Annotated in this window: 12 protein-coding genes and 3 pseudogenes; 11 read left to right on the forward strand and 4 right to left on the reverse strand. The window is 55.8% G+C overall.

The window, feature by feature from the left end; genetic code table 11:
* Positions 1-271: 271 nt before the first annotated feature.
* Complete coding sequence (locus ACP8IT_RS01225; RefSeq protein ID WP_490290245.1) at positions 272-1,750, forward strand: ApeA N-terminal domain 1-containing protein; 1,479 nt, start codon at positions 272-274, stop codon at positions 1,748-1,750.
* Between the two features lie 232 nt (positions 1,751-1,982).
* Here ACP8IT_RS01225 and ACP8IT_RS01230 read toward each other — a convergent pair whose 3' ends face one another.
* The 3 genes from ACP8IT_RS01230 to ACP8IT_RS01240 form a co-directional block, all read right to left on the reverse strand.
* Complete coding sequence (locus ACP8IT_RS01230) at positions 1,983-2,270, reverse strand: hypothetical protein (protein WP_284900319.1); 288 nt, start codon at positions 2,268-2,270, stop codon at positions 1,983-1,985.
* A gap of 176 nt (positions 2,271-2,446) precedes the next feature.
* A complete protein-coding gene (locus ACP8IT_RS01235) occupies positions 2,447-3,772 on the reverse strand; it encodes a M1 family metallopeptidase (protein ID WP_490290246.1) in 1,326 nt (441 codons plus the stop codon).
* Between the two features lie 36 nt (positions 3,773-3,808).
* Positions 3,809-4,888, reverse strand: a complete 1,080-nt coding sequence (locus tag ACP8IT_RS01240; protein ID WP_005276560.1) for an alpha/beta hydrolase — start codon at positions 4,886-4,888, stop codon at positions 3,809-3,811.
* A 634-nt stretch (positions 4,889-5,522) separates the two neighbouring features.
* Between ACP8IT_RS01240 and lpdA the strand changes: the two genes are divergently transcribed.
* A complete protein-coding gene (lpdA, locus tag ACP8IT_RS01245) occupies positions 5,523-6,935 on the forward strand; it encodes a dihydrolipoyl dehydrogenase (RefSeq protein WP_490290247.1) in 1,413 nt (470 codons plus the stop codon).
* Positions 6,936-7,028: 93 nt separating this feature from the next.
* On the opposite strand, the gene ramB is transcribed toward lpdA, so the two are convergent.
* Entirely contained in the window at positions 7,029-8,438 is a 1,410-nt protein-coding gene (ramB, locus tag ACP8IT_RS01250; protein ID WP_490290248.1) for an acetate metabolism transcriptional regulator RamB, read from the reverse strand.
* 372 nt (positions 8,439-8,810) lie between these two features.
* Here ramB and ACP8IT_RS01255 point away from each other — a divergent pair, with 372 nt between their 5' ends.
* From ACP8IT_RS01255 to ACP8IT_RS01295, 9 genes and pseudogenes are all read left to right on the forward strand, one after another.
* Positions 8,811-9,566 (forward strand): succinate dehydrogenase cytochrome b subunit, encoded by a 756-nt coding sequence (locus tag ACP8IT_RS01255; protein WP_023016617.1) that lies wholly within the window; start codon positions 8,811-8,813, stop codon positions 9,564-9,566.
* 15 nt (positions 9,567-9,581) lie between these two features.
* Complete coding sequence (locus tag ACP8IT_RS01260) at positions 9,582-11,597, forward strand: fumarate reductase/succinate dehydrogenase flavoprotein subunit (protein ID WP_126318125.1); 2,016 nt, start codon at positions 9,582-9,584, stop codon at positions 11,595-11,597.
* Positions 11,597-12,346: a succinate dehydrogenase/fumarate reductase iron-sulfur subunit gene (locus tag ACP8IT_RS01265; RefSeq protein ID WP_126318127.1), complete on the forward strand. Its 750-nt coding sequence runs from the start codon at positions 11,597-11,599 to the stop codon at positions 12,344-12,346. Before ACP8IT_RS01260 ends, ACP8IT_RS01265 begins: the two co-directional genes overlap by 1 nt.
* A gap of 56 nt (positions 12,347-12,402) precedes the next feature.
* Positions 12,403-12,777 (forward strand): hypothetical protein, encoded by a 375-nt coding sequence (locus tag ACP8IT_RS01270; RefSeq protein ID WP_005276566.1) that lies wholly within the window; start codon positions 12,403-12,405, stop codon positions 12,775-12,777.
* Positions 12,778-13,367: 590 nt separating this feature from the next.
* Positions 13,368-14,561, forward strand: a pseudogene (locus ACP8IT_RS01275) (IS3 family transposase).
* 76 nt (positions 14,562-14,637) lie between these two features.
* Positions 14,638-14,781: pseudogene (locus ACP8IT_RS01280) on the forward strand (IS256 family transposase); the annotation flags it as partial.
* A gap of 514 nt (positions 14,782-15,295) precedes the next feature.
* Positions 15,296-15,494, forward strand: a pseudogene (locus ACP8IT_RS01285) (hypothetical protein).
* Positions 15,495-15,673: 179 nt separating this feature from the next.
* The gene (locus ACP8IT_RS01290) at positions 15,674-16,420 is read left to right on the forward strand and encodes an IS3 family transposase (RefSeq protein WP_490290249.1); all 747 of its coding nucleotides are present in this window, start codon (positions 15,674-15,676) and stop codon (positions 16,418-16,420) included.
* Positions 16,353-16,580 (forward strand): integrase core domain-containing protein, encoded by a 228-nt coding sequence (locus ACP8IT_RS01295; protein ID WP_302526375.1) that lies wholly within the window; start codon positions 16,353-16,355, stop codon positions 16,578-16,580. The genes ACP8IT_RS01290 and ACP8IT_RS01295 overlap by 68 nt, the downstream gene beginning before the upstream one ends.
* Positions 16,581-16,836 lie beyond the last annotated feature (256 nt).

The raw sequence follows: 16,836 nt of genomic DNA on the forward strand, positions 1-16,836 counted from the left end.
TGTTTCGATTTCATGTTCTATTTTAATCTAATAAAACGCCAGCGCAACAGCAAGAAAGGAAATGGTCAATAGACTGTACATTCCCCACTCAAACGGGTTCAGCTACAACCAAACACGCCCAAAACGCACCTAAAACGCAACCAAAACCACTAAATCTGCACTCTCAGTGTCTTTTGCTGACAAATTATGAACCGTTAGTTGAGGAACATGGCTAAAATTGGAGTTGCCCATTTTGCAGGGTTGATGAAACTACTTTCGGATTGGCTGGGAATTGAAAACCAATAACGTTTTGACTGCAGATCGGGATCGGCAAGGTTGGATCATCTCAGATGGGCATGCGCCAATCTCAGCATCGTTATCACGGCAGGGTGGTCAGTGTGTGATCTCACTGGTTTCGGAATACGCCGAGCCTAAGGAACGTTGGACGGGTTCGGTAAGTCCCCGTGGCACCTGGAACCGTTCATTTGACTTCCTTTTTGTAGACGAACTGGGGCAAGTTGAGGTAGCAAATTGCTGGACAATTCAGGTGCAGGGTGCGGGGCCATTTCAGGGAGTTGAACGGTGGGAGCTGCGACCTCAACAATTGATCTTCGATGGAAATGGCAGGACATGGGAGAACGCATCTGAGGTTGTTTCGTACGTGCCGATGCTGCGTAACTGGATGCCGGAGTGTACAGAGCTTATCGATTCCGATTACAGAGACGATAAAAACTGGCTGGCGATCAATCTCAAGAAGCCGAAGACAATTCCGTTTAAGGGACAGTTGAACCACCGGATTGTTATTGAAGCACGTACTGAGTCAATCGGAATGGGCAAGGGGTTACAGGCATTTAGCACTGCTCGAATTATCACAAAGCTGGAGAAGCCAGAAGAACGTGATGTTGCGTTTGAGGAACATTCCGCAATTCTCGACTTTCTTTCGATCATATACGGTCAACCTATTGGTTTTTCTGAGCGAAGCGTTAGCTCGAGTAGCAATCCGGTACTTGACCTCAATCATCGACCAATCGATCCTGACTATTGGGAGGAGTGTAGAGTCGAAACTTTAGGTAACGAGGATGCTCTGCTTGATATAGAAAAAGGTCGAAATCCTGAGGCGCTAATCCACTATTCCACGGAAAACCCCGAAGTTCTTTCCCACTGGCTAGAGTTCTGGGCAGATAATAAGCCCGGTGTCGATGCTTTAAAAAGAGCTTTATCCGAAAAGATCTCTTGGGAGAATCGGCTGTTAAATGTAGCAGTTGCGGTAGAGGAATTCGGGCACAGAATCCCTGGCCAAGTAGAGCGGGGAACAGTAGATAACTGCTTTCCTGTCTATCTAAAACGGATATGCCTTAGCATGCCAAGGATTGCAATGTTGCATCCTGCGCAATGGGCTAGCCGATTTAACACCGCTTACAAAGGGATCAAGCATGCCGATAATGATTATCCTGAATTTGCAGAAATCGTGCGAACAGCAGAACAAGGCATTAACTGGCTTAGAGCCTGGTGTTGTTTCCAAGTCGACCCCCACAATCCGATTATGGACTACACCTGGAGCCGTATAACCAACATTGAAGAGTTCTATCCGAAATCGCAGGATGAATTAGATAATGACAATTGGGCAATTCTGTTGACGGACGAGGAATGGAAGCAGGAAAGCGCTCGGTTAACTAAAGCGAATAGTAGCTTCCGTTGGAATCACGCGGATATAGATGTATTGGATACTAGTGATCAAAATAGTGATGTTGAAGAAGGATATGGAGACTAGGCCCCAACTTGGCGCTCTCGGGTCTGACTAGTGAAAAATCGTTAAGGTTGATCTGCTCACACTTAGCCAGCTAACTTAGTCATACCCTCGTTGTGCCCACAACCCGTGTTCTGCTAACTCTCGTCTTGTACCGGCCAGGGCCCCTATATGTTGCGCCACCCCCGAACTCCGCTCGCTGGTCAGCTACGCACTCCGAAACGCGAAGAGCCAGTTTGCCGCGCGACGACTCTAATTAGAGGGGTTCGCCGCAGCTGGCGCAAACTTCCTCCCCTTCGTCGTACATCATTCCACAGCAGTAGGTTGGGTAGTCGCCCTCGGCGTCAAGCTCCTCGTAGCAATTTTCACAGATGTCACTCACATGGGACGGGCGGCCTTCTACACGAAAACTGATGTCTACCCAGATTAGGTCGTCGCTCTCTTTTCCGCAGTAATCACACGTTGTAATTTCACTCTCGACAACTGGCTCTTCTTCAGTTTCGCTGTCGCTGTCTCTTCCGAATACCCGGCTAAAGAAACTCATGGCTTTCCGTTCATGGATTGGGGCTATTTGCTTTTGTGTATTTTAACGTGTCTCCAGGGTCTTCGGCGGGTTTTATGGACCTTCTCCTCATGGGAGCAAGATCCAAGCCGGTGGTTATATGTCGCTCCTGTAGTGCCTATCGGCTGGCCATTATCGTACCCACTTCCTAGATTCGGTTAATCCGGAAACTTGGGCAACGCTGTTTCATCGAGCCATGCGGAGACGGTGGCATCGAAAAGAGCGGCGTTTGGCGCCGCCTCCCGGAAGGCCGAGAGAAGATCTGCGGGCTCGACCACGGAGTGCTGATGCTGGGTGAGGTAGGAGGTGAGGGTGGGGAAGAAGGCATCGCCAAGCAGCCGGTGAATGGCGTGTACCGCGAGGGCCCCGCGCTTGTACACGCGGTCATCGAACATATCGCGCGCGCCCGGATCAGAAACCTTGATGTCTTGGCGCTTGCGAGCCAAGACCTGATAATGCGAGCGCGCCGCCTCGCGCGCGGACGCGCCTCCCTTGTGCTCGCCCCACAACCACTCGCTGTAGCAGGCAAAACCCTCATTGAGCCAAATATCCGTCCACGCAGAAAGGCCGACGGAATTGCCAAACCACTGGTGGGAGAGCTCATGCGCGATGAGCCGCTCGAAGGCGTGATCGCCCTTCACATGGTTGGAACCAAAAATGGACAAGCCTTGGGCCTCGAGGGGAATCTCCAGCTCATCCTCGGTAATGACGACCTGATAGGAGGGGAAGGGATAAGGCCCATAGATAGAGGAGAAGAAATCCACCATCTCCTGCTGCTGGGAAAATTCCTCCCGCACGCGCTCGCGCAAAAACGCCGGGGCCCACGCCTGGGTATCAGCCCCCAGCGAATAAGAAGAAAACTCTCCTACCTGCACCGTTGCCAGGTACGTGGCCATGGGGTGGCGCGTGCGGTAGTGCCACCGAGTGGTGGAACCGCCGGCCTTGCGGGAGACCAACTCGCCATTGGAAATGACGGTAAAGGGGCTATCGGCGGTGATGATGATGTCATACGTCGCCTTTTCAGAAGGCGTGTCATCGCAGGGGAACCAGCTGGGCGCGCCATTGGGCTGGCTGGCCACCAACGAGCCGGATTCGGTTTCCTCCCAACCAATTTCGCCCCACGTGGTGCGGATGGGGCGCGGGCTGCCGCCGTAGCGAATGTGCAGCTCAAACTCGGTTCCGGCAGGGATTTCGGAGGCAAAACGCAGGCGCAGCTTCCCAGAGGATTGGCGGAACTTGGCCACCCGGGGCGCGTGCCTGGCGGTCACGCGTCGCGCCACCATCGCCCCGCCAAGATCTAAGGTTAAGGAGGTCAGTTCCTCCACCGCGCGCACGCTCAAAATGGCCTCGCCCTGCAGCAGGTTAGGCTCCACGCGGTAGTTCAAGTCCAGCGTGTAGTGGGTGACTTCAAAACCAAGGTTGAAGTCCACGCCAGTATAAGGATCAGTATGCGCACGCGAAAAGGCGGTAGGAAGCAATGTCATAATTGCACCCTACCGCCCGTTGCGCACAGCCTAAATTTAGCTATTGAAGCCCCGCTCGAATACTGGCCAGGAATCCTTCAGATCCTGGTTCCAGTGTGGCCACGAGTGGGTTCCGGTATTGCGGAAGTTAAAGGTTGCTGGCACGCCAGCCTGGTCAAGCTTGGCCTTGAAGTTGTGGGTGCAGTAGTTCACCCCGGCCTCGATGGCGCCGCCTTCAACCTGCAGGGTAGCGGAGCCCTGCGCTGCCTGGAGCGGGTTGTAGCCCTTGGACTGGATGTAGGAGAACGTATCCTCCTCGCTAGCCAAACCGGAGCCAGAGGACACGTACAGCTCGGTGCCGTGCAGCTTCTCGGCATTCATCATGGCGTCGTTATAGCGGTTGGTGGGAGAACCCAACGGGCCCCACATCTGGTCTACGCTGCCGCCGCCGCGGCCAACGGTCAGCTCTACGCCCTGGCGCTCAATGGGGTACGCGGTAGCCGCGCAACCTGCAAAGGAACCAACGGCGTCGTAGAAGCCCTGGTTGTGCTGTGCCAGCAGCAGGGAGGAGGTGGCGGACATGGACATGCCCGCGATGGCGCGGTGGTTATCGGCATTGATGTGCTTCTCGATGGCCCCCGGCAGCTCCTTGGTCAAGAAGGTCTCCCACTTCTGTGGCCCCTGGAGGAAGCCCGAATTCGGCTCAGAGATCCAGTCGGTGTAGTAGGAGAAAGCGCCGGCCTGTGGGACAACGACGTTGACGTCCTTCGAGTGGTAGAAGTCAACGGCATCAGAAAGCTTCAGCCAATCCATGTCCTGTTCCGCGCCGCCTGCACCGTTGAGCAGGTACACGGTCGGGCGGTTTTCATGCTGGGCGCGGACGACGGCCAAAGGAATCTTCCGGCCGTTCATCGCCGGCGAGGTTGCCTCGAGCTTTTCAACGCGCGCATCATCCTTGTACTTCTTGTACCAGGACTTACCCTCGATTTCCGGGGTAGGCTCCAGCGGGGAAATCGTGGACTGTGCGGCATCGCCCGCCACCTGCTGCGGGGTCAGCTCGGCCGCGCCTGCCACGGGGGCATAAGCCAAGCCCGTGCAAACCGCAGCTGCCGCGAGGACAGAATTGAGACGCTTCATGGTGCTTCTTTCCTGTAGGGAGTGGACTCGATAACTATACTTCGGCCGCGAAAAATTGGCATATTAAGGAAGTATATTCAGTGTTTAGACATATAGATATCGCCATTTATAGTGCCCAATAAATGCCCGCCGGTAAAGACCTAGGCCGATTTGGGGCATGAGCGGGGGTAAGCGGTGTTCTATACGCCTGTACCTTTGTTAATGATAACAAACACTGTGACAATTGAGGTTTGTGTGTCATAATCTCCCAAGAAGTCGCGGCGCAGCTGTAACGCCAGCAGAAATGGCTGCGTTAGTGCTTTTAGTGTGAAAAGCTAAGCAGTGCGATTGTGCACGTGCGCTCCAACAAAAGAAAGAACCTCAATGAACGTTTTTGATACCGTCCTCGTTTCCATCAACGAATTCCTCGGCCCCTTCATCCACTCCGCGTTGGAGGCCTACTCCAAGCTGCTGGTTTCCCTTCACCTGATCTAAACCTGCGAAGCCTCAAGGGCCCTGCGGGGGTGCATCTGCTGCTTGCCGATGCCTCCCTTTGCAGGGCCCTTTCCTTCTTCTCACCGCCGCATGGGGTGGGGTGCCCCCAAGTGTGACCAATTACGCGACAATGAGGAGAAAGTTACGTATCCTGTAGGGCGTGACTAACGAACAATATGACGTAGTAGTACTCGGTGCGGGCCCTGGCGGCTACGTTGCCGCCATCCGCGCAGCTCAGCTTGGAAAGAAAGTCGCTGTTATTGAAAAGCAGTACTGGGGCGGAGTCTGCCTCAACGTAGGCTGTATTCCCTCCAAGTCGCTGCTGAAGAATGCAGAGGTTGCCCACACCTTCAACCACGAGGCGAAGGCTTTTGGCATCTCCGGCGATGTTTCCTTTGATTTCGGTGTGGCCCACAAGCGTTCCCGCAAGGTTTCTTCGGGCATCGTCAAGGGCGTTCACTACCTGATGAAGAAGAACAAGATCACCGAGATTAACGGTCTGGGTTCCTTCAAGGACGATAAGACCATTGAGATTACTGAGGGCGATGACGAAGGTAAGACCGTTACCTTTGATGACTGCATCATCGCTACCGGTTCCGTGGTCAAGTCCCTGCCTGGCGTTGAGCTCGGCGGCAATATCGTCTCCTATGAAGAGCAGATCCTGAACGAGGAAGCACCGAAGTCCATGGTCATCGTGGGCGCCGGCGCCATCGGCATGGAGTTTGCTTACGTGCTGGCCAACTACGGTGTGGACGTCACCATCGTGGAGTTTATGGACCGCGTCCTGCCGAACGAGGACAAGGACGTATCCAAGGAGATTGCCAAGCAGTACAAGAAGCTCGGCGTGAAGCTCCTGACCGGTTACAAGACCACCTCTGTGAAGGACAACGGCGACGATGTCACCGTTGAGGTCGAATCCAAGGACGGCTCCAAGCAGGACACCCTGACCGTGGATCGCGCCATGATCTCCATCGGCTTCGCTCCGCGCGTTGAGGGCTTTGGCCTTGAGAACACCGGCGTTGAGCTGACTGAGCGCGGCGCAATCGACATCGATGACCGCATGCGTACCAACGTTGACCACATTTACGCCATCGGTGACGTCACCGCGAAGCTGCAGTTGGCACACGTGGCAGAGGCACAGGGCGTTGTAGCGGCAGAAACCATTGCTGATGCAGAAACTCAGCTCTTGGGTGACTACAACAACATGCCGCGCGCTACCTTCTGCAACCCGCAGGTCGCTTCCTTTGGCTACACCGAAGAGGCAGCCAAGGAGAAGTTCCCGGATAAGGACATCAAGGTTGCTACCTTCCCGTTCTCCGCAAACGGTAAGGCCGCTGGCCTGAATGAGACCGCCGGCTTTGTCAAGCTTATTGCTGACGGCGAATTCGGCGAGCTCATCGGCGGACACATGGTGGGCTCCAACGTGTCGGAGCTCTTGCCTGAGCTGACCTTGGCACAGCGTTTCGACCTGACCACTGAGGAAATCGGCCGCAACGTACACACCCACCCGACCTTGTCTGAGGCCATGAAGGAAGCCGCCGAGGGCATCAGTGGCCACATGATCAACCTCTAAACAAGCCTCCCCTATACCGCATAACGGCACCGCAGCGTTCTCCAAGAAGGAGGACCGCGGTGCCGTCTCGCTGTGTGTGACTAAAAATTCCAGCTAGTAAGGCGCGACCGCCGAGCGGTGAATATCGATATTGATTGCCTCGTTGATGGGCGGGAAGGCGCGCTGCGAGCAGTTTTCGCGGGCGCAGGTGCGGCACCCTGGACCGATGGGCGTGGCGGCGTGAAGATTGGTGAGGTCAAGGCCGTCTGCATAGACCGTGCGATCGGCGTGGCGGGCCTCGCAGCCTAAGCCAATGGCGAAGAGCTTATTGGTATCGCCGTAGCGTCCTTGGTGGTGCTGCACAGCGCGGGAAATCCACAGGTAGTTGCGCCCATCGGGCATCTGCGCGAGCTGGCGCGAGATGACACCTGGACGGGTGAAGGTCTCATAGACATTCCACAGCGGGCAGGTGCCGCCGTTATTGGAAAAGTGCACGCCGGTGGCGGATTGCCGCTTGGACATATTGCCGGCGCGGTCCACGCGCACGAAGGTAAAGGGAACGCCGCGCAGGTTATCGCGCTGCAGGGTGGAAAGCCGGGAGGCGACCGTCTCGTATCCCACGCCGAAGACCTGGCACAGGTATTCCACGTCATAGCCGGCGCGCTCGGCCTCGCTGTGCATCATGGCATAGGGCATGAGCGTGGCGGCTGCAAAGTAGCTGGCCAAGCCGCGTTGCGCCAGGCTGCGGGAGGCATCAGAGGTAAAGGGTTCATCGGCCACGAGCGCGGAGATTTGCTCCTGGGCCTCGAGCAGGCCGAGCTCGGCGGCCATGCGGAAGGCGCGTTGGCCCTCGCTCAAGCGCGAGGCGAGCGTGAACTGCCCGCTCTCGCGGTCAAAGCGGTGCAGCGTGCCATCCATCTGTGCCGTGAGCTCGATTTCTACGCCGTGTTCCTCACGCAGCCAGTTTGCCAGCGCTTGCTCGGTATCGCGAATGCCGAACCCGGAAACACCGAGGTCACCGGCGAGTTCCTCAGCGTGATGGTCCAGCCCGTCCAGGTAATTCTGCCGGGCATAAAAGAAGTCGCGCACCTCATCGTGCGGCATGGATAAGGCGGCGGCGCTTTCCGATGTCCTCCTCGTATCCGTCGCCAGCGACAGCTTATCTCGCACATTGCGGTAGCGACGGTGTACATCGACAAGCGTGCGGGCAACGGTGGGGTGGTTATACACCAGCTCCGATAGCTCCTGCAGTTCCACTGGGGAGGGGCATAGCTCCTTGTCTTGGATGACGTCCTGGATCTCTGCGAGGAGGCGGGAATCATCATCGCGGGAGAAAAACGTGGCGTCGACGCCAAAGACCTCGGTAATGCGCAGCAGCACCGGCACCGTCAGCGGGCGGACGTCGTGTTCAATCTGGTTGACGTAACTAGCGGAAAGGCCGAGGGTGCCAGCTAGGGAGGCTTGGCTGAGATCGCGTTCGCGGCGAAGCTGGCGAAGGCGAGATCCCACATACGTCTTACTCATGCGCCAAAGGTTACTAGTAGCGAGCGCGGCTGTGCATCTTTATGGCGAAAATTTTGTGAAGACTCTTCGCTACCTGGACACGCTGTTTGTGGGGTTTCATGCGAAAGTTTGACACATAAAGGGGTGGGTTAATCACTTGCGCAACATGGAGTGGCGAAGCTCACAATTTGGGCTACAAATATGAAACATCTGCATTGCGGAAATGAAGGTACCCAAGGTAACAGCGTTTTCGCATTCTTGTTCTCAGGATACCCTTACCTAAAAGATCTCACTGCCTAGTCGCGCTTGCGAACCAGGAGCAATTGGCCGCTCGAAAATAACTAGTAACCAGCGGTTAAGCCCAGTTAAGGTAAGTACGACTATGGAGGTGTCATGACTTTAAGAAATCCGGACCGTGAGGCAATCGCTCACGGCCACATCACTAATGAACCAATTCGTCAGCAGCCCGGAACGCCATCGTGGGTACTGAAGCTCATCATGGCCGTTACCGGTTTGCTCTTTGCGCTTTTCGTCGTCGGCCACATGGCCGGCAACCTGAAGCTGTACATGCCGGCACACAACGGTGAGCCCGCCCTGGATGAGTACGGCGAGTTCCTGCGCTCTATGGGTGAACCGCTGTTGCCGCATGGCTCTGCCCTGTGGATCATCCGCATCGTGCTGATCGTGGCAATCCTTGCCCACATCTACGGTGCCTTTACCTTGGCTTCCCGCTCCAAGGCATCCCGCGGCAAGTTCAAGCGCACCAACCTGATGGGTGGCCTGGATTCCTTCGCCACCAAGTCCATGCTGGTAACTGGTATCGTGCTGCTGCTCTTCATCATCTTCCACTTGCTGGACCTCACCATGGGCGTACAGCCGATGGCCCCAGAGGGATTCGTTGAAGGCTCTGTCAAGGCCAATATGATCGAAACCTTTAGCCGTTGGCCGGTCACCATCTTCTACGTGCTGGCAATGTGCTGCCTCTTCCTGCACCTGACCCACGGCATCCGCCTTGCCGCATCTGACCTGGGTATCACCGGTGCAAAATGGCGTCAGACCTTCTTGGTCTTGGCCTACATCATCCCGGCCGTTGTATGCATCGGCAACATCGTTATGCCTTTGTCCGTTGCCCTGGGCTTGGTCAGCTAAAGGAGATAGGAACCCATGACTACTACTGAACTCAAGCGTGAACACCCCAACTTCTCGCACCCAAAGTCCATCGTTGAGGGCGTCTCCGCTGGTAATATCCTGGAATCCCAGGAACCGCACGGCGTGCCGATGAAGGATATGTGGGCTCACCACGTTGACCACATGAACCTGGTCTCCCCACTGAACCGCCGCAAGTTCGAGGTCCTCGTTGTAGGTACCGGCTTGTCCGCGGGTGCTGCTGCGGCAGCCCTTGGTGAATTGGGCTACGGCGTCAAGGTCTTCACCTACCACGACTCCCCGCGCCGCGCGCACTCCATTGCTGCGCAGGGTGGTGTCAACGCCTCCCGCGCCAAGAAGGTGGATAACGACTCCGCGTACCGCCACACCAAGGACACCGTAAAGGGCGGCGACTACCGCTGCCGCGAGTCTGACTGCTGGCGCCTGGCTAACGAGTCCGTTCGTGTTATCGACCACATGAACGCCATCGGCGCCCCGTTCGCCCGTGAATACGGCGGCACCTTGGCCACCCGTTCCTTCGGTGGTGTGCAGGTCTCCCGTACCTACTACACCCGTGGCCAAACAGGTCAGCAGCTGCAGCTGTCCACGACCTCTGCACTGTACCGTCAGATCGGCCTGGGCAATGTGGAGCTTTTTGCCCACAACGATATGCAGGACATCATCACCTATGAGGACAACGGCAAGAAGCGCGCGGGCGGCATTGTCACCCGCAACCTGATTACCGGTGAGCTCAAGGCCTTCACCGGCCACGCCGTCATCCTGGGTACCGGTGGTTACGGCAACGTTTACCACATGTCCACCCTGGCGAAGAACTCCAACGCCAGCGCCATGATGCGCGCTTATGACAAGGGCGCTTATCTGGCTTCCCCGGCGTTCGTGCAGTTTCACCCGACGGGCCTGCCGGTCAACTCTGACTGGCAGTCCAAGACCATTTTGATGTCGGAGTCCCTGCGTAACGATGGCCGCATCTGGTCGCCCAAGGAAGAGGGCGACGACCGCGACCCGAACACCATTCCGGAAGAAGAGCGCGACTACTTCTTGGAGCGCCGCTACCCGGCCTTCGGCAACCTGGTTCCCCGTGACGTTGCCTCCCGTGCAATTTCCCAGCAGATCAACAAGGGCCTGGGCGTTGGACCGCTGAAGAACTCGGTCTACCTTGACTTCCGCGACGCCATCGAACGTTTGGGTAAGGATAAGATCCGCGAGCGTTACTCCAACCTCATTCAGATGTATGAAGAGGCCATTGGTGAGTCCGCGTACGAGACCCCCATGCGCATCGCTCCTACCTGCCACTTCACCATGGGCGGCCTGTGGACCGACTTCAACGAGATGACCTCTATTGACGGCCTCTTCGCCGCCGGTGAGTGCTCCTGGACCTACCACGGTGCTAACCGCCTGGGCGCTAACTCCCTGCTTTCGGCTTCCGTTGATGGCTGGTTCACCCTGCCGTTTACCATCCCGAACTACTTGGCTGACCACCTCAATGAGGACAAGCTGGCCGAGGATTCCGCTGAGGCACAGGAAGCCGTGCAGAAGTCCCAGGAGCGCATCGATAAGCTGATGCAGGTCCACGGCGATGACCCGCACGGTCCGTCCCACTACCACCGCCAGCTGGGTGACCTGCTGTACTTCGGCTGCGGTGTGTCCCGTAACGTCGATGACCTGAAGGACACCATCGAGAAGATCCGCGCGCTGCGCGATGACTTCTGGAAGAACGTCCGCATCCCTGGTGAGGCGAATGACATGAACCAAGTCCTGGAATACGGCCTGCGCGTTGCCGATTACCTGGACCTGGGTGAGCTCATGTGCATCGACGCCCTCGACCGCGATGAGTCCTGCGGCGCTCACTTCCGCGAAGATCACCTTTCTGAAGAAGGCGAAGCCGAGCGTGACGATGAAAACTGGTGCTTCGTTTCCGCCTGGGAGCCGGGCGCGAACAAGAACGAGTTCATCCGCCACGCAGAACCCCTGTACTTTGACTCGATCCCGCTGATGACAAGGAACTACAAGTAATGAAATTGACACTTGAGATCTGGCGTCAAGCCGGACCCACCCAGGAAGGTAAATTCGAAACCGTCCAGGTGGATGATGCCTCCGAGCAGATGTCCATTCTGGAGCTATTGGACCACGTCAACGACGGCTATGTTGAGCGCGGCGAAGAACCGTTCGCTTTCGCTTCTGACTGCCGCGAGGGCATCTGCGGTACCTGTGGTTTGACCGTCAACGGTCGCCCACACGGCCCGGGCCAGAACACCCCTGCCTGCCAGCAGCGCCTGTTCAACTTCAACGATGGCGACACCATCCAGCTGGAGCCCTTCCGCTCCGCTGCGTACCCCGTCATTAAGGACATGGTGGTTGACCGCTCCGCACTGGACCACGTGATGGAGCAGGGCGGTTACGTATCCATGGATGCCGGCACCGCACCGGATGCCGATACCATGCACATCAACCACGAGACCGCCGAGTACTCGCTGGACCACGCCGCTTGCATTGGTTGCGGTGCCTGCGTTGCTGCCTGCCCGAACGGTGCGGCACACCTGTTCACCGGCGCCAAGCTGGTTCACTTGTCCATGATGCCGCTGGGTAAGGAAGAGCGCGGCAGCCGTGCCCGCAACATGGTTGCTGATTTGGAATCCAACTTCGGCCACTGCTCCCTCTACGGTGAGTGTGCCGATGTCTGCCCGGCTGGCGTCCCACTGACCGCAGTATCTGCCGTTACCCGCGAACGTGCACGTGCTGCTTTCCGTGGCAAGGACGACTAAGCTAGAGTTATTCCGTAGGAATACTAGGAACGAGAGAAAGACAGAAAGACTCCGCCATGAGCGATAACACCCACGTAGTTGCTGACTACCAGAGCGAAACGTATCCGGAGTTCTCCGGCAAGATTCAGGACAACTACATCGAAGGCTACGACCCAGTATCCTTCGCAGCTCCTCACTCTTCCCTTCTCCGCACCTCCACGTGGGTCGGCATGGGCTTGATCCTGTCTTGCCTGCCAGCAGCCGGCATCCTCATCTGGGGCCTCGGCGTGTGGGACACCCCGCTGGGCACCGCAGGTGAAGGCAACTACGGCCTGACCATCGCCATCGGCGTCATTTCCTTGGTTGTGGTGGCCATCGCAGCCGCCGGCACCATCCACTATGGACGCCGCTACTACCGCCAGTACCGCAAGGAAACCGGCCGAGTTAACTAAGGCGCACGCCTAGTTCAGGCAACGTCTCAGTTTCTGTACTGACTCTACACAACCCCCGCCTCTACCGCATATAAGCTCTGCAGGAGGCGGGGGTTGCTTGTATTTGAAGCAGATAGGGGTTAAGTAGCAAGAGGGGATGCGGACATTTTTAGGAATATTTAGAGTAGCAGCTTGCGTCGGCGTTGATTGATGCTTAATCTGCCGAACTCAAGCTTGATTCTTCGTTCGTTTTAGAAGTCGACATAGTTATGAATCGCTTTTTCTAATTCCTCATGATGTCGCCATTTAGGCCCATAGAACATCTCATTTGGACCTGACCCCAGTTTGGTGGACACCTGATATCCAGCGGTTGCGTCCCTTAGTGTGGTGTAACGCTTGCTGATGGTGGGCCCGAAAATAGTAGGGCGGTCACCGTCGGAAACTTTCGACTCAACAACCACATCTCACCGAACGGCATATGACGATGACCGCTGCACCACATTCTATCGACCCTGCAACCTACTTGGAGAGAGTGTCTAATGGTTGACCCCCATTTGGTGGACACCTGATATCCAGCCCAGTCGAGCTGGGAAGAAAGGTAATCTACCACCATGTCCAGGTACTCCGAACAGTTCAAACGCGATGCCGTAGCCCTCTATGCGAACAACGAGGATCTCTCGCTGAACTCAGCATCAGCTGAGCTCGGTATCAACCGTGCCTCGCTACATTCTTGGGTCAAAAAGTACGGCACTGGCAAACGTGCCCGCACAAAGGCCATGCACGATAAAGCCCAAGCGGCGAATGATTCTGCGCGAATCCGTCAGCTGGAAAAAGAAGTCTCTAAGCTGCGCGAAGAACGCGACATCCTGCGTAAGGCCGCCAAATATTTTGCCGAAGAGACACGCTGGTGATCCGCTTCCAGTTTGTCTATGACCACCGAACCGAGTACTCGGTCAAGCGGATGTGCCATGTGTTAAAGCTCAATCGCTCCTCGTTTTATAAATGGGTCCACACCCGTGAAAAGCGCAGTTCAAGGATGTATTCTGGTGCCCTTATTGGTGCAAAAATCAAGGCCACTTTTGATGATGAGCATGGTCTTTATGGTGCTAAACGCATCGCTGCAAGCCTCAACAGTGATACGGATTTCAGCCCGATAAATCACAAGAAAGTCGCACGAATTATGAAAGCCATGGGGCTTAGAGGCTTTACCAAGCGCCGCCGATGTGTCACTACCAGGCGCAAGCCTGGCCACCGAGTCATGCCGGATTTGCTAGGCCGCAAATTCGCAGCTAACGAGCCGAACCGCGTTTATGTCGGCGATATTACCTACTTGCCATGTAAAGGAGGGAAAAACATGTATTTGGCCACTGTCATTGACACGTATTCACGCAAACGTGCAGGTTATGCACTCGCAGACCACATGCGTGTCTCACTGGTCATCGATGCCCTAGCCCACGCACACGGCGTGCGTGGCAGTCTTGACGGGGCTGTATTCCATTCCGATCACGGCAGCGTGTACACCTCACAGGCCTTTAGGAACTATTGCTCGTCGTTAGGTGTACGCCAGTCTATGGGCGCGGTAGGAACGAGTGCTGATAGAAGCCCTAGCAGAATCATTTAACGCCACCTTAAAACGTGAAGTGCTGCGAGAGCGGAAAGTCTTTGACAATCCGATCGCCTGCCGCCGGGAAGTCTTCCGGTGGTGCATGCGCTACAACACGCGCCGGCGGCACTCCTGGTGCAATCTTGTAGCGCCTGATGTCTTTGAAACCAAGACTTCAGCTACACTGACCAAAGCAGCATAGCTAGCCCCCGATGTGTCCACTTTCCGGGGGTCAGGCCCACCTAACCCGCATGAGGAGATGGACCAGAATGACTACTATGGCGAGACGAGATCCGGCTGATAAGGCCAAGATTGATGCGATTGAAAAGAAGCTGCTTGCTAACCCAGAAATCGCGAAACTGATTGATGACCTAGGCACGTCGACAACGGATGCCAATGGCCCAGTTCGGGGCATGTTGCAACGACCCTCTGAACTCAAGCCCGTCGCAAACGCTGCAAAGACCCCATTCGTAACGCCGTATTAGCGCTTATGATTAGGTGGAATCAGATAACTTAAGAGCTGAGTAGGCTACTGATGAAAAATGGGGCTTGGCCTCTTTAGCAAGTAATCACCGCGTCTCTCTTAGGAGCTATCGTGGTGACCATTATATCGCTCCAGAGCGAGCAGGGAACCTTAGTGGAAGCAATTTTAATCTTCTGCTTGTCTTCGGTTTTCCTTTTTATCGTGTTCTTTTCTGCAGCGAGACTATTCAACGCGCTCTACCGACGTTGGAACTTTTCTAATCAGGAATAGACGTAAATTTATAACGTTCATTCCTTTCTTGACTGGAACAGCAATTGTTCCCATCAATGCCGCAGTCGCACTTTGATCTGTACCAGCGCAGCGCCGAGCGTTCGTCCGCGGGATGCACCGGCAAGAGTGCTACCTGTATGCCCGGCAAGGTCGTAGGCGAATCTCAGTTCCGCGGTGTTGAAGTGTCCCAGGTTTTGTTCCGTTTGAGTAGATGGGAAAATCTGGAACATGCCGAGAAAATTTGACCAGGATGCGAAGGACCGTGTGGTCCGTCTCGTGGAGGACCGCATCTTGGCGGAAAATATGTCGATGCACCCCGCGTGCCAGGCAGTAGCTCCAAAGCTGGGGGTTTCATGGCACACAGCTCGTCAATGGACTTAAGCCTGCCCGCCGTGCAGGAAACATCCCAGAACCTGTGCCTGAAGATGTGGCTGCCGAAAACGCGAGGCTACGTCGTGAAAATCAAGAGCTCCGCGATACTAATGAGTTGTTGAAGGCTGCCTCGGCTTTTTTCGCCTCATGACTCGACCCGAAACGTTAAGAAATGATCCGGTTCATCGATGAAAACCGGAATCGTTTCTCTGTCGAGTTCATCTGCACTGGCGTTGAAAAATAACCGGGCTGGTGGGTTTATCACCTCGCGTGGGTATCGCCAGTCCAAGGCTCGCGGGTTAAGTGCTCGTCGACTTCGTGATGCTGCGTTGGTTGAACGCATTAGTGCTGTTCATAGAGATAATTACGGTGTCTTAGGTGTGCGGAAAATGTGGCATGCTCTTCGCCGTGAAGGAATCGATATCGGTCGTGAACACACCGCCCGACTGATGCGCCTGGCTGGCGTTTCTGGCAAAGGCACAGGCGGATCACCGATTACAACCCGAAAAGCTAACGTGCCTGATTTGCGCCCGGACTTGGTTGAGCGTGAATTTAAAGCTCAAGGACCGAATAAGCTGTGGGTGGCTGACATTACCTATGTACGGACACGAAAAGGATTCGTCTACACCGCGTTTGTCACCGACGTCTACTCCCGGCGGATCGTCGGGTGGGCGCTGTCAGATTCGATGCGGACCGAAGCTTTGCCGCTGCAAGCACTCAACCAAGCGATTGTGAGTGCTGAGGAAACAACAGGTCTCATTCACCATTCGGATCACGGCTCGCAGTACGTCAGCGTTGTCTACAACGAGCGACTTGCCCAGCATGGCATTGACGCTTCCACCGGAAGTGTCGGTGACTTATATGACAATGCTCTGGCTGAAAACGTTAACGGCCCCTCACAAGAACGAGCTAGTCCATACCCGCAGGTGGGATGACGTTGTAGAGGTAGAAATCGCGACGTTCGAGTGGGTGTCATGGTGGAACGAGACAAGGCTCCACCAAAGCCTGGGATACCGAACCCCGGTCGAGGTGGAAACCGAGTTTTGGAAGCAGAACTTGCCACAGGCAATAATGGAAAACAAGGCAAATGCCTAGGAACAAAACTCGGGGCACTTCAGTGTGACTCTTTTAGTGTATGAGCGCTGTGTGCATACCCCGGTGGGCTGAGGAGCATAGGTGACTACGAAAAGGGACTGCTCTCTTTTGCGCGTGCGCGCCCTAACGTTTTGAGCGCGCTCTGTTGCTCATACTGGTCAGGCAATGCGCCGGCGCATTGCCTGACACAAGCGACCTGCTATCTGGTCACCAGTGTTCATACTCTCTGACCATGGCCTATGGTCGCTGGCGCGCC

It is taken from the genome of Corynebacterium sp. LaCa_23 (assembly GCF_058182375.1).

Excerpts from the sequence above, each read along its gene's own strand:
- ACP8IT_RS01230 (WP_284900319.1), bottom strand. The coding sequence starts at position 2,270 with ATGAGTTTCTTTAGCCGGGTATTCGGAAGAGACAGCGACAGCGAAACT.
- ACP8IT_RS01235 (WP_490290246.1), bottom strand. The coding sequence starts at position 3,772 with ATGACATTGCTTCCTACCGCCTTTTCGCGTGCGCATACTGATCCTTAT.
- ACP8IT_RS01240 (WP_005276560.1), bottom strand. The coding sequence starts at position 4,888 with ATGAAGCGTCTCAATTCTGTCCTCGCGGCAGCTGCGGTTTGCACGGGC.
- ramB (WP_490290248.1), bottom strand. The coding sequence starts at position 8,438 with ATGAGTAAGACGTATGTGGGATCTCGCCTTCGCCAGCTTCGCCGCGAA.
- ACP8IT_RS01255 (WP_023016617.1), top strand. The coding sequence starts at position 8,811 with ATGACTTTAAGAAATCCGGACCGTGAGGCAATCGCTCACGGCCACATC.
- ACP8IT_RS01260 (WP_126318125.1), top strand. The coding sequence starts at position 9,582 with ATGACTACTACTGAACTCAAGCGTGAACACCCCAACTTCTCGCACCCA.
- ACP8IT_RS01265 (WP_126318127.1), top strand. The coding sequence starts at position 11,597 with ATGAAATTGACACTTGAGATCTGGCGTCAAGCCGGACCCACCCAGGAA.
- ACP8IT_RS01270 (WP_005276566.1), top strand. The coding sequence starts at position 12,403 with ATGAGCGATAACACCCACGTAGTTGCTGACTACCAGAGCGAAACGTAT.
- ACP8IT_RS01290 (WP_490290249.1), top strand. The coding sequence starts at position 15,674 with ATGAAAACCGGAATCGTTTCTCTGTCGAGTTCATCTGCACTGGCGTTG.
- ACP8IT_RS01295 (WP_302526375.1), top strand. The coding sequence starts at position 16,353 with ATGCTCTGGCTGAAAACGTTAACGGCCCCTCACAAGAACGAGCTAGTC.